The following is a 12,621-nucleotide window of genomic DNA, read 5'->3' as shown; positions in this document are numbered from 1 at the left end:
CTCATGCCTGGGCCTCCGTTCCTGCGTTCCAGTCTATGGCATCCTCGCCGCGGGCGGTAAGCCAATTGTTCACTTTTGAAAAGGGCCGGGACCCGAAGAAACCGCGCCGCGCCGACAGGGGCGAGGGATGGGCGGTTTTCAGGATCAGGTGATCGCCCGGTTTGATATGTTTTTCAAGCTTTTGCGCCGCATTTCCCCAGAGAATGTAGGCCGTCGGGGTTTCCGAGGTCTGCTCCAGTACCTGGTGAACCAGGTGGTGCCAGCCGAGATGCTTGTGGCCGTTCGCTTCACCCGCTGGGACCGAGAGAGCGGTGTTCAGCAAAAGCACACCCTGTTGCGCCCATGGGCGCAGGTCCGCGTTGGGGCGGGTGACGCCAAGGTCCTCCTGCAGCTCCTTGTAAATATTGGACAAAGAGCGGGGAAGGGGGCGCACATGCGGTTCTGCCGAGAAGGCCAGTCCGTGAGCGTGGCCGGGTGTGGGATAGGGGTCCTGGCCCAGGATCACCACGCGGGTGTCCTGCGGCTGGGTCAGTTCCAGCGCCGCAAACTGCTGGTGCGCGGGCGGCAGAATGTCCCGGGCGTCCGCTGCGATCGCGGCGGCAATGCCCGGCCATTGATCCTGAAAGAACGGCAGGCTGGACCAGGCGCCCAGCCCTGCGGGCAGACCGGTCATGCGGCTGAGGTAATCCGGGCCAGCGCCTCGACCTTGGCCTTGGCGGCGCCGCTGTCGATCGACTCGGCGGCCAGCGCAGCGCCTTCTTTGAGGTCTGCGGCCTTGCCTGCGACGACCAGTGCGGCGGCGGCGTTCAGCAGCACCGCGTCGCGGTAGGCCGAGGGCGTGCCCTGGAGGAGCACACGGAAGGCCATGGCGTTTTCCTCCGGCGTGCCGCCGATAATCTTGTCAAAAGAATGCACCGGCAGGCCCGCGTCTTCGGGGTGCAGCTCCACGTCACGGATGCTGCCGTCCTCCTCCAGCGCGGAGACCCAGCTGACGCCGGTGATGGTCAGCTCATCGGTGCCGTCGGAGCCGTGGACCAGCCAAGCGCGATCTGAGCCAAGCGCCTTGAGGGTTTCCGCCATCGGGCGGATCATCTCGCGGCTGAAGGCGCCGGTCAGCTGCCGTTTGACGCCTGCCGGGTTGGTGAGCGGGCCGAGGATGTTGAAGATGGTGCGGGTGCCAAGCTCCTGGCGGGTTGGCATCACATGCGCGACTGCCGGATGGTGCATCGGTGCCATCATGAACCCGATCCCGGCCTCATTAATTGCCTTTTCAACCACTTCCGGGCCGACCATCACGTTGATGCCCATCTGGGACTGCATGTCGGCAGTGCCGGATTTCGAGCTGAGGTTGCGGTTGCCATGCTTGGCAACCACAACACCGGCGCCCGCTGCGACAAAGGCAGTTGCGGTGGAGATGTTTAGGGTATTTTTGCCGTCGCCGCCGGTGCCGACGATGTCCATGGCGCCTGCAGGCGCCTTAACCGGGTTGCACTTGGCGCGCATCACGGCGGCGGCAGCAGCGTATTCATCAACGCTTTCACCGCGGGTGCGCATCGCCATCAGCAGGCCGCCGATCTGGCTGGGCGTCGCCTCGCCCTCAAACAGCAGGGTGAAGGCCTTCTCGGCTTCTTCGCGGCTCAGGGAACGCTCGGCGGCTGCACCGATCAGCGGCTTCAGCTGGTCGCTCATGCCGGCACCTGCATCACGTCGAGGAAGTTTTTCAGCAGCGCATGGCCGTGTTCGGAGGCAATTGATTCCGGGTGGAACTGGACGCCGTGAATCGGCAGCTCCTTGTGCTGAAGGCCCATGATGGTGCCGTCTTCCAGTTCAGCGGTGATTTCCAGGCAATCAGGCAGGCTTTCGCGCTCCACCACCAGGGAGTGGTAGCGGGTTGCCTCAAAAGGTGTCGGTAAGCCCTTGAAAACGCCGGTGTCCTTGTGGTGCATCATGCCCATCTTGCCGTGCACGATCTCGTGGCAGCGCACGACATTACCGCCAAAGGCCTGGCCGATGGTCTGGTGGCCAAGGCAGACACCCATCAGGGGCGTCTTGGTCTCCGCCGCGGCTTCTGTCAGGGCGAGGCAAATGCCGGCCTGATCCGGGTCGCACGGGCCGGGCGACAGCAGAATGCCTGCGGGCTTCATCGCCATCGCTTCCTGCACGTTGATGGCGTCGTTGCGGTGCACTTCCATTTCGGCGCCAAGCTCGCCGAGGTAATGGACGAGGTTGTAGGTGAAGGAATCGTAGTTATCGATCAGCAGCAGCATCTTGCGGGCTCTTTTAAGGGTGGCGGGCGGGGTGCGCGCCGCAGTATAGTGGTTGCAACATACTTGTTCAGGGATACGGGGCAGCGTCAAGGGCAGGAAAGGCGAATGCAGGGGCGAACCGGCACAAGGATCGCGCAGGCAGGCTGATACGGCGCAGCACCTCAGAAAGATTGAGAGGCAAAACAGGCATGCGTGGATTTCTGGGCGGCGTGAGTGTCGGGGCATTACTGGCGGCTGGCGGGCTGGCGATGCTGTCATTGTCAGTGCCTTTGCCGCAGATGGCGGCCAAGCCGGAACAAGCGCCAGAGCCCGCCGAAGAGACCGCAGGCGGCACATCTGAACCAGCGGAAAATACAGGTTCAACGGAACTTGAAGCGGTTTCGCATGACCCCGGCGATGCGCCGCAGATGCCCAATGGCGGAAGCGGCGAAGCAGACGTTCCCGGCAATGGCCAAGGACGGGACGCAGACCTGGCAGAAGTCCAGCCAGAAGTGCCCATCAGCGGGACTGAACAGGATGATCTGAGCGCCCTTGCGGGTGCTGATACCGCGCCGGCGCAGAAACCAGCAGTTGGGCTGTCCACCTCCGCAGAAGGCTCGGAAAGCCTGGCATTGGCCGAAGCACCGGTCACGGCGGACACTGCGTCTGTACCCCAGCCGCAGGCTGTGCTGCCTGCGGTGCCTGAAGCACCGCGCAGCGAAAGCGCGGTTGTGGCCGCGACGGAGCCTGCGCCGGAACCGGAAGGCAACGGTGAAACGGTGGTAACTGCGACGATTGGGGCCCAGGAACCTGAAACGGCGCCCAAGACAGTTGGAGCACCGGATACCCGTACCGTTCAGACCCCGGATATCGGTTCCGCTCCGCAGGCGACCACATTGCCGGTTATCAGCGCAGCCCCTGCTGTGCCAGACGCATCAGAGAACGGCAGCGGTGCGGCTGAACCCGGCGCAAATGAGCCGGAAGCTGCCGCAGAAGCCGCAGAACCTGCTTCGCTGACACCGAGCATCGGAACACCGGTTGTGCCGCTTACTGAGCGGGACGAGCAGGAAGCAGTTTCTGCTGCAGGCGGACCAGACGCCACCCCCTTTTCGGCCAATTCCGAACCGTTCTTCAATCCCGAGGACCGGCCCCTGATGTCGATCGTGCTGATTGACGATGCGGGCGCTGTCGGATCGGAGGCGCTGGCGGAGTTCCCCTATCCCCTGAGCTTTGCCATTGATCCCGAAGACCCGGAGGCCGCCGGGAAAATGGCGGCGCGCCGGGCTGCCGGGTTTGAAGTTCTGATGCTGGCCGACCTGCCGCGCGAAGCCTCGCCGCAGGACGCGGAAACGGCATTTGAGGTCTGGAGGAGCAAGCTGCCCGAGGCCATGGCAATCCTGGAAGGGGTGGAGACCGGCGTGCAGGGCAACCGGGCGCTGGCGGATCAGGTGGCGGCATATGCCGCCGCTGCCGGCTATGGGCTGCTGACCCAGGACAGCGGTCTCAATACCGTGCAGAAACTGGCACTGCGCGATGGCGTGCCGGCCGGGGTGGTGTTCCGCGACTTTGACGGCGCGGGTCAGGATCCGCGGGCAATCCGGCGGTTCCTGGATCAGGCGGCGTTCCGGGCCGGGCAGGAAGGTGCAGTCATCATGCTGGGCCGTCTGCGCCCGGATACGATCTCAGCTTTGCTGTTGTGGGGGCTGCAGGACCGGGCGGAGCGGGTGGCACTTGCGCCGGTCTCGGCCAGCCTTGAGTCGCTGCTGCCCGGCAAGTGAGTTCTACCAAATGAAAACGGCGCCCTGAAAGGGCGCCGCTGCCTCCGGCGGGGGTATTTTCAACCAGAAAGAAGCCGCAGCGCGGCAAGCCTGTGCATCAGCTATTGCCGCTGCCAGTAAAGCGTGCGGCATCGGCGGCTGCGCGGCGGATGGCGTTGGATTTATGGACGGTCTCCATATATTCCGCCTCCGGGTCGCTGTCGTACACAACGCCGCCGCCGGCCTGGATATAGAGGTTCTGATCCTTGACGATGGCGGTGCGCAGGGCGATGCACATGTCCATGTCGCCGCCAGCCGAGAAATAGCCGACGCCGCCGCCGTAGATGCCGCGCTTTTCCGGCTCCAGTTCGTCGATGATCTCCATCGCCCGAACCTTGGGGGCGCCGGAAACAGTGCCTGCGGGCATGCCCGCGAAGAAAGCATCCAGCGCGTCCTTGTCCGCTGCCAGCTCGCCCACGACGTTGGAGACGATGTGCATGACGTGGCTGTAGCGCTCGATGATGAACTTCTCGGTCGGGCGCACGGTGCCGATCTTGGCGACCCGGCCGGTGTCGTTGCGGCCCAGATCCAACAGCATCAGGTGTTCGGCCAGTTCCTTCTTGTCGGCCAGCAAATCCGCTTCCAGCGCCTTATCTTCTTCGGGTGTGGCGCCGCGCGGGCGGGTGCCGGCGATCGGGCGGATGGTGACCTCCTGCCCGAAGACCCGGACCAGGATTTCGGGGCTGGCGCCGACCACCTGAAAGCCGCCGAAGTTGAAATAGAACATGAAAGGCGACGGATTGGTGCGGCGCAGCGAGCGGTAAAGTGCAAACGGCGGCTGGCGGAATTCCTGGGTCCAGCGCTGTGCCGGAACGACCTGAAAGATGTCGCCCGCGCGGATATATTCCTTGGCCTTCTCCACCGCGGCCATATAGCCCTCTTTGGTGAAGTTTGAGACCGGCGGGGAGACTTCGTGCGCGTCGCCGAGGTCGCGGCTTTCGGCGGGCATGGCGCGTTCCAGATCGCGCACCGCGTCCATCACCCGTTCGGCCGCCTGGGCGTAAGCCGCCTTGGCGGTCTGGCCGTCGCTGGACCAGACGGGGGATACCACGGTGACCTCACCCTTGACGCCGTCCAGAACCGCAATGACCGAGGGGCGCAGCATCAGCGCATCGGGCAGGCCGAGCGGGTCGGGGTTCACGTCCGGCAGATGTTCCACCAGGCGGATCATGTCATAACCGAGGTAGCCGAACAGCCCGGCCGCGGCCTGAGGCAGATCATCGGGCAGGTCAATCTTGCTCTCGGCAATCAGGGCCCGCAGATTGTCCATCGGGTTGCCGTCCTGGGGCGTGAAGTCATCCGAATCAAACCGCGCCGAGCGGTTCAGGGCCGACTGCTCCCCGTGGCAGCGCCAGACCAGATCCGGTTTCATTCCGATGATTGAGTAGCGCCCGCGCACCTCGCCGCCGGTGACGGACTCCAGCATGAAGGCGTCCTTCTGGGCGCCGGTCAGCTTGAGCATCAGTGACACCGGCGTGTCGAGATCTGCAGCAAGGCGGGTGTAGACGACTTGGTTTTCGCCGGCCTCATAGGCTTTGGCGAACGTGTCGAAATCGGGGGTCAGGGCCATGGATCTGGTGCCTTGATTACTGGAAGTTCGCCTGCGCTGCGTTCAGCGCCTGCTGGTCTACACGGGGTTCGGCGCGGGTCTGGACGTCCTGCGTATAGGCCTGGAACAGCTCCTGCGCCAGCGCTTGGTCCAGCTGCGCCTGCAGCGCCTGGGTGAGCAGGGTCATGTCGTCGCTTGCCTCCGGCGGCAGGATGGCATCGAGGCGGACAACCACGGCGGATTCTGCATCCTGCACCAGGCGGAAATCGCCAAGCTCCATTTCAAAGGCACCTGCGACCAGACCGGCCGGCACGGTGTCGATATAGGCGGTGCGGGTGAGGCCGGTTTCTGTTTTCACTTCGGCGTCCTCAGCAAATCCATCTGCTGCCTCTGCCTGCGCCAGCAACGCTTCGCCCTGATCCTTCAGCGCCGCAGCAAGCCGGTCCGCCTGCCAGGCGGTCAAGATCTTGTCCTTGGCATCACCAAAGGGTTCCGGGCGTTCCGGCAGGGTGTCATCCAGGCGGAGGGCAAACAGGCTGCCGTCCTCCAGGAAGCCAACCTCGGGGAAGTCGTCTGCGGTGACGGCAGCGGCGGCGGTGCGGAAGCCCTCATAGGCTGCAATGTCATCGCTGCTGTCCTCGGTCCAATTGATCTGGGCCAGCTCCAGGCCGCTGTCGGTTGCCAGCTCCTCCAGCGTGGCGCCGCCGGCCAGCATGTCGTCAATGTCCTCGGCCTGGGTTTCCACCAGGCGGCGGGCGCGGTCGGAGGCCAGTTCCTCCACCAGTTCCGGCTTGGCGTCATCAAAGGTGGTGATCTGAGCCTCAAGCCGGCCGTTCACACGGTAGAGCGCCGGGCCAAGGTCCGAGGGCAGGGGGCCTGCCACGGTGCCAACTTCAGCAGCAAAGACATCAGTGCCGGCTGCGCCGAGGTCGCCCATGGTGACGTCGCCCATGTCGATGTCCTGCAGCGTCAGGCCGCGGGTCTCGACCAGGCTTTCAAAGGTGGCGCCGCCGGTTTCCAGCTGAGCCTTGGCGCTGGCCGCGGCTTCCTCATCGCCAAACACCAGACGTTCGACCAGACGGCGTTCGGGAACCTGATACTGATCAGAGCGGTCCTCGAACAGGCGCTGCAGCTGGGCTTCGTCCACTTCGATCTCATCCAGCAGCATGGAGGGGCGCAGGGCGGCATAGGTGATGACCTTGGTTTCCGGCAGCATGAACTGGTCCTGATTGGCCTCGTAGAAAGCTTCCAGGTCCGCGTCCGATGGCACCTCAGCTGTCAGGGCGATTTCCGCGGCATTGATCTGCACATAGGAGAAGCTGCGGCGGGCGCCGATGTAGCTGGTCAGGGTTTCGGTCAGGGTATCGGGCATTTTTGCGCCGGACAGTACCGCACTTTGCACGATGGTGCGGGCGGCCTCGCGACGCAGGTCTTCTTCGAATTCCTTTTCCGTGAGGCCGGCATTGCGCAGAGCAAAGCTGTAGGCCTCGCGGTCGAACTGTCCGTTCACACCCTGGAAGGCGTCGATGGCAGCCAGTTCCTCAATCAGGTTTTCATCACCCAGCGACAGGCCGAGGCTTTTGGCCTCGTGATCCAGTGCCGCCAGGGAAATCAAGCGGCCCAGAACCACCCGGTCGAGGCCGAAAGCGGTCATCTGTGCCATGGACATCGCCTGGCCGGTCTGTGCCTGCAGAGCGCGCTGTTCGCGCTGCAACTCGCGCACGTAGGTGCCGATGCTGACATCCTCGTCACCGACCTGGGCGACGGAGGAAGAGGAACTGGAGAAGTTCACGGCTCCAAAGCCGGCAAGGCCGACGATCAGCATCCCCATCAGGATCCAGACGAAGGTTTTGGATAGATGTTTCATGCCTGCGGCCATGATGCCCTCTTTATTGTTCTGCCGCGCAAGGGAGTGTCTTGCAGCGGGAAATGCCGCTGACTGAATACGCGGCTGCCCGCAGAGGGGCAAGATGATTGCAGCGCAAACTGCTGGATGATCAGGGATTAAAGGCAGCTAGGCGTTCAAACAGCGTGTGAATGCCTGCGCGGTCCACATTGGCAAAAGCAATCCGGAACTGGCGGGCGCCGTCCGGGTCGTTCTCGGGCATGAACATGGAGCCGGGCAGCATCAGGATGGACGCCTCCTCGACCAGCTTGCGCGCGATCTGTTCCGAGGGCTGAGTGAAGGGGTGTTCGACATAGGCGAAATAGGCGCCGCAGCCGAGCAGTTTCCAGCCTTTTTCGGCCAGCACCGGAAAGCCTTCCTCAATCGCGAGGCGGCGGTTGAGGATTTCCTGGCGTTCGCCTGCCAGCCAGTGATGCAGGTTTTCAATGCCCCACAGCGCGCCGGCCTGCCCCAATTGCGAGGGGCAGATGGTGACGGTGTCCAGAAACTTCTCCATCTCAAACAGGCGGTCCGTTGAGGCGGCGATGGCGCCGACGCGGTGGCCGGTCAGCCGGTAGGCCTTGGAGAAGGAATAGAGGTGGATCAGGGTGCTGTCCCAATCCGGCATCTGAAACAGCCCATGCGGGGCGCCGCCGCGGCTGTCGAAGTCGCGATAGGTTTCATCTACGATCAGCGCCAAGCCGCGGCTGCGGGCGAGGCTGAAGAATGACTGGACCAGGCCGCTGGGGTATTCCACGCCGCAAGGGTTGTTGGGCGTGACCAGCACGATGGCGCGGGTGCGGTCGGTGATAAGGGCCTCAGCCGCGGCCAGATCCGGCAGCATCCCCGCGCCCACATGCAGCGGCACGGCGGTGACGCCCGCCATGTCCAGCCACATTTTGTGGTTGAAGTACCAGGGGACCGGGATGATCACCTCATCGCCTTCACCGCAAAGGGCGGCAATGGCGGCAGCAAAAGCCTGGTTGCATCCGGAAGTGATGCCGACCTGTTCCGAGAGGACCTCTGCCTGATAGTGGCGGCACATCTGCTGCGCCTGTGCCCGGCGCAACGGGTCGTTGCCGAGGACGGGACCATAGAGATGCGCGGAGACGTCATTGAGAGCGGCCTCCGCCAGCGCCTGGCGCAAACCTTCTGGCGGCGCCTCTGCCGGGGCGGCCTGGCTCACATTCAACAGCGGGCGGTCCGGCGGGAAATCCGCCCCGGCCAGCCAGCGGCGCGATTCGACGATGGGCGAGACAAAGGTGGCTTGGGTGCGGGTCAGGGGCATGGGCGGCTCCGGGCTGCAGCGAAAGTTCAGGCGCATCCTGATGCGCACCGGGATATGTCTGGCACGGCGCCCGTTGCGGCTCAAGCGGGAAGGGCGCACGGGTTTGCCCTAAGGCCGGTCCAACCAACGAAAAAGGCGCGCTGTGACGCGCGCCTTTGGAATTCTGCAGGCTGGACCGCTTCAATCAGTGCCGCGATAGGGTTCAACGTACTGCAGGGCCATATCCCAGGGGAAGAAAATCCAAGTGTCCTGGCTCACCTCAGTGATAAAGGTGTCCACCATCGGCCGGCCCTTGGGCTTGGCATAGACAGTTGCGAAATGCGCCTTGGGGTACATCTGGCGCACCAGTTCAAGGGTTTTGCCGCTGTCGACCAGATCGTCAATGATCAGCACGCCCTCGCCGTCACCCATCAGGGCTGCATCCGGCGCCTTCAGCACCTCGGCCTCGCCCTGGGCCTGGTGATGGTAGGAGCGGACAGAAATGGTGTCGACGGTGCGGATGTCCAGCTCGCGACTGACGATCATCGCCGGCGCCATGCCGCCGCGGGTGATCGCCACAACGGCGCGCCATGCGCCATCGTCGGGGCCTTGCCCGTCCAGGCGCCAGGCCAGGGCACGGCTGTCGCGGTGGATCTGGTCCCAGCTGATGTGAAAGCCTTTTTCGTGCGGCAGACGATCAGTCATTTTATGTGCTCCCCGCGGTATCGCGTCAGCTTGCCGGAGCCCGGACCGATGCCCGGGCCTCCGTGTTTTCAGTTACTTGGAGATATCCGGTGCATCCACCGCCTTCATGCCGACGACATGATAACCCGCATCCACATGCAGGTTTTCGCCGGTGACGCCGGAGCTGAGGTCGGACAACAGGTAGAGCGCGGACTTGCCCACATCGTCGATGGTCACGTTGCGGCGCAGCGGCGAGTTGTACTCGTTCCACTTCATGATGTAGCGGAAATCGCCGATACCCGATGCAGCCAGGGTCTTGATCGGGCCGGCAGAGATCGCGTTGACGCGGATTCCGTCCTTGCCCAGGTCCTCGGCCAGGTATTTGACGGAGGCCTCGAGCGCGGCCTTGGCAACACCCATCACGTTGTAATGCGGCATCACTTGCTCGGCACCGTAATAGGTCAGGGTCAGCAGCGAGCCGCCGTCCTTCATCATCTTCTCGGCGCGGTTTGCCACGGCGGTGAAGGAGAATACCGAGATGTCCATGGTCATCTGGAAGTTGCTGCGGCTGGTGTCGACGTAACGGCCGCGCAGTTCATTCTTGTCGGAGAAGCCGATGGCGTGAACGACGAAGTCCAGCTTGCCCCATTTTGCTTCCAGTTCGGCAAACAGCGCGTCGATCGATGCTTCGTCCGAGACGTCGCAAGGCAGGACAATGTTGCTGCCCAGTTGCTCTGCCAGCGGGTCGACCCGCTTCTTCAGCGCATCGCCCTGATAGGAAAAGGCAAGCTCGGCCCCGGCATCGGCGCAGGCCTTGGCAATGCCCCACGCAATGGATTTGTCGTTGGCCAGGCCCATGATGAGGCCGCGCTTACCGGCCATCAGTTGACTAGACATGCAGGTTCTCCGCCTGTGATCTGATAATTTAGCGGTGTTTATAATGCCGCGCGGGGCGCTTCAAGGGTGCTTACCCTTGTAGGCAGAAACGAAGCTGCCTAGGTTGCGTTCAAATTCCCGTTTGAGGTGCTCATGTCCGACCGCACAGGTATATTCGCAGGCGACGACCCCTTTGCCATAGCCAGGTCCTGGCTCGAAGAGGCAGAACGGTCCGAACCCAACGACCCGAACGCCATCGCGCTGGCCACGGTGGATGCGACTGGGCTGCCCAACAGCCGCATGGTGCTGCTCAAGGAAATAGAGGACGGCGCCTTTGTCTTTTATACCAACTATGAGAGCGCCAAAGCGCAGGAGCTGGACCATGCGGGCAAGGCAGCCTTTGTGATGCACTGGAAATCCCTGCGCCGTCAGATCCGCGTGCGCGGCACCATCACCCGCGAGGACGGGCCGCAGGCAGACGAATACTACAGGTCCCGCTCGCTCAAGAGCAGGCTGGGGGCTTGGGCCTCAAAACAGTCGCAGCCGCTGGACAGCCGCGGCACGCTAATGGCGGAGGTCGCAAAAGTGACAGCGATGAAGGGACCGAATCCGGAACGGCCGCCGTTCTGGGGCGGCTACCGTCTGGTACCTTTGGAAATCGAGTTTTGGGCCGATGGCGCCTTCCGGTTGCACGACCGGTTCCGCTGGCGCCGCGATGACGCATCTGCAGCATGGAATATCAATCGCCTTAATCCCTGACAGGAATCGTCAGTTTACCTTGGGTCAAGTCGTCTTTCGTGACATTTTCAAGACTTTTTAGCTTGAATTCCAAGGTCAGTTTGGCGCATCAGGGCAGCATCAAAAAAACAAGAAACGCGGTAGGGAAAATCCAGTGGCAGAAGATCTCAGCAGCTTGCAGCAAGTTCAGGGGCTGGTGAAGTGGTTCGACCCGGCGAAAGGGTATGGCTTTGTCGTTTCCGACGCTGGCGGCCCGGATATCCTTCTGCACGTGAATGTACTGCGTAATTTCGGGCAAAGCTCTGTCGCGGACGGCGCCCGGATTGAAATCGTAACGCATCAGACCGGCCGCGGCGTTCAAGCGGTTGAGGTCATCTCGATCCAGCCGCCGGAACGCGAAGACACCCCGGTGCTGAGCGACTTTGCCGAATTGGACATGGTCAGCCTGCAGAACGAACCGCTGGAGCCTGCGCGGGTCAAGTGGTTCGACAAGGGCAAGGGTTTCGGCTTTGCCAATGTGTTTGGCCGGGATGAAGATGTGTTCCTGCATGTTGAGGTTCTGCGCCAGTCCGGCTTGGCGGACCTGCAGCCGGGCGAAGCACTGGCGATGCGGGTGATTGACGGCAAGCGCGGCCGCATGGCGGTCGAAGTTCTTGCATGGGAAGCCGCATTGGCGGCCGGCAGCCAGGTCTGATCTGGTGCCGCGGCGTCTTCTTAGCTGGAGTTTCGCCGCCGCCGCATTTTCCGTGATTGCCGCCCCAGTCTTTGCCGGGGATTGCAAGCCCGGCAGGGTAGACCTGCGCGGCAGCTGGGGGCAGACCGGGTTCTCTGTTGAAATTGCCGATGACGAGCAGGAGCGCGCCCAAGGGCTGATGTTCCGCGAAACGATGCCGCGCGGGGCAGGGATGCTGTTCGTCTATGAGCACCCCCAGCCGGCGGCGTTCTGGATGAAGAACACGCTGATCCCGCTGGACATCATTTTCCTGGATGAAAGCGGACGGGTCACTTCGGTTCATGAAAATGCCAAACCCGGCGATCTGACGCCAATCCCAGGCGGTGATGAAGTGTTTGCCGTTCTCGAAATAAACGGTGGACTGGCCCGCCGCTACGGTATCGCCCCGGGCAGTCAGATGCGGCATGAAATTTTTTCCGCCAGAGGCGCAGTTTGGCCCTGTTAGGGGTTTTCAAATCACTTCGCCGGAGATAGGAAGGCGCACGGTCCGGGGCGTGGCGCAGTCTGGTAGCGCACCTGTTTTGGGTACAGGGGGTCGTGAGTTCGAATCTCGCCGCCCCGACCACTTCTCTCCATAAAATTGCAGCGAATCTTTGCCAGGTAAAACCGCCTGAAGGATTCGGTTCCCGCTTTTGGGGAGGGTAATCGACTTGATGCAATCATGAGTGTTAATACTTTCTTAATGCACTGTTAACACTCCCTTAACCAACTGCCGCTGAACCGCATCAGTTTGTTAAGGACGCCACGGGGTCCAATGCTGCAGCGCCATGATACCATCGGAAGATCACCGTAAAGTTGTTTGTGCATGCCACTTGCCGCTGGCCGC

The 12,621-nt window shown here is 62.8% G+C and carries 12 protein-coding genes and 1 tRNA gene; 5 read left to right on the top strand and 8 right to left on the bottom strand.

Annotation, left to right across the window (positions count from 1 at the left end):
- Position 1 precedes the first annotated feature (1 nt).
- The 3 genes from RA21_RS03015 to RA21_RS03005 are packed head-to-tail and all read right to left on the bottom strand — an operon-like array spanning position 2 to position 2,267.
- Positions 2–673 (bottom strand): uracil-DNA glycosylase, encoded by a 672-nt coding sequence (locus RA21_RS03015; RefSeq protein ID WP_039146025.1) that lies wholly within the window; start codon positions 671–673, stop codon positions 2–4.
- Positions 670–1,689 carry an anthranilate phosphoribosyltransferase gene (trpD, locus tag RA21_RS03010; protein ID WP_039146023.1) on the bottom strand — a complete coding sequence of 340 codons (1,020 nt, stop codon included), beginning with the start codon at positions 1,687–1,689 and terminating at the stop codon, positions 670–672. Before trpD ends, RA21_RS03015 begins: the two co-directional genes overlap by 4 nt.
- A complete protein-coding gene (locus RA21_RS03005) occupies positions 1,686–2,267 on the bottom strand; it encodes an anthranilate synthase component II (RefSeq protein ID WP_039146020.1) in 582 nt (193 codons plus the stop codon). Before RA21_RS03005 ends, trpD begins: the two co-directional genes overlap by 4 nt.
- 188 nt (positions 2,268–2,455) lie before the next feature.
- Here RA21_RS03005 and RA21_RS03000 point away from each other — a divergent pair, with 188 nt between their 5' ends.
- On the top strand, positions 2,456–4,024 hold the full coding sequence (locus RA21_RS03000) for a divergent polysaccharide deacteylase family protein (protein WP_039146018.1): 1,569 nt from the start codon (positions 2,456–2,458) through the stop codon (positions 4,022–4,024).
- Between the two features lie 97 nt (positions 4,025–4,121).
- On the opposite strand, the gene trpE is transcribed toward RA21_RS03000, so the two are convergent.
- The 5 genes from trpE to fabI all read right to left on the bottom strand — a co-directional run bounded on the left by trpE (position 4,122) and on the right by fabI (position 10,345).
- Positions 4,122–5,633 (bottom strand): anthranilate synthase component I, encoded by a 1,512-nt coding sequence (gene trpE / locus RA21_RS02995; RefSeq protein WP_039146016.1) that lies wholly within the window; start codon positions 5,631–5,633, stop codon positions 4,122–4,124.
- Between the two features lie 16 nt (positions 5,634–5,649).
- Entirely contained in the window at positions 5,650–7,491 is a 1,842-nt protein-coding gene (locus RA21_RS02990) for a peptidylprolyl isomerase (RefSeq protein ID WP_039146013.1), read from the bottom strand.
- 118 nt (positions 7,492–7,609) lie between these two features.
- Entirely contained in the window at positions 7,610–8,785 is a 1,176-nt protein-coding gene (locus tag RA21_RS02985; RefSeq protein ID WP_039146010.1) for an aminotransferase, read from the bottom strand.
- 180 nt (positions 8,786–8,965) lie between these two features.
- Positions 8,966–9,469 (bottom strand): xanthine phosphoribosyltransferase, encoded by a 504-nt coding sequence (gene gpt / locus RA21_RS02980; protein WP_019297787.1) that lies wholly within the window; start codon positions 9,467–9,469, stop codon positions 8,966–8,968.
- A gap of 72 nt (positions 9,470–9,541) precedes the next feature.
- Positions 9,542–10,345 (bottom strand): enoyl-ACP reductase FabI, encoded by an 804-nt coding sequence (gene fabI, locus RA21_RS02975; protein ID WP_039146008.1) that lies wholly within the window; start codon positions 10,343–10,345, stop codon positions 9,542–9,544.
- 132 nt (positions 10,346–10,477) lie between these two features.
- Here fabI and pdxH point away from each other — a divergent pair, with 132 nt between their 5' ends.
- The 4 genes from pdxH to RA21_RS02955 all read left to right on the top strand — a co-directional run bounded on the left by pdxH (position 10,478) and on the right by RA21_RS02955 (position 12,360).
- A complete protein-coding gene (gene pdxH / locus RA21_RS02970) occupies positions 10,478–11,083 on the top strand; it encodes a pyridoxamine 5'-phosphate oxidase (protein ID WP_019297789.1) in 606 nt (201 codons plus the stop codon).
- 133 nt (positions 11,084–11,216) lie between these two features.
- On the top strand, positions 11,217–11,756 hold the full coding sequence (locus RA21_RS02965) for a cold-shock protein (RefSeq protein WP_019297790.1): 540 nt from the start codon (positions 11,217–11,219) through the stop codon (positions 11,754–11,756).
- 52 nt (positions 11,757–11,808) lie between these two features.
- Entirely contained in the window at positions 11,809–12,240 is a 432-nt protein-coding gene (locus RA21_RS02960) for a DUF192 domain-containing protein (RefSeq protein WP_039146005.1), read from the top strand.
- Positions 12,241–12,283: 43 nt separating this feature from the next.
- Positions 12,284–12,360 (top strand) — tRNA-Pro (locus RA21_RS02955).
- The last annotated feature ends 261 nt before the right edge of the window (positions 12,361–12,621 follow it).

Source organism: Leisingera sp. ANG-DT, from assembly GCF_000813785.1.
Lineage (GTDB): Bacteria > Pseudomonadota > Alphaproteobacteria > Rhodobacterales > Rhodobacteraceae > Leisingera.
The sequence above is the reverse complement of the archived record's forward strand: the minus strand, read 5'-3'. Positions and strand labels throughout refer to the sequence as shown.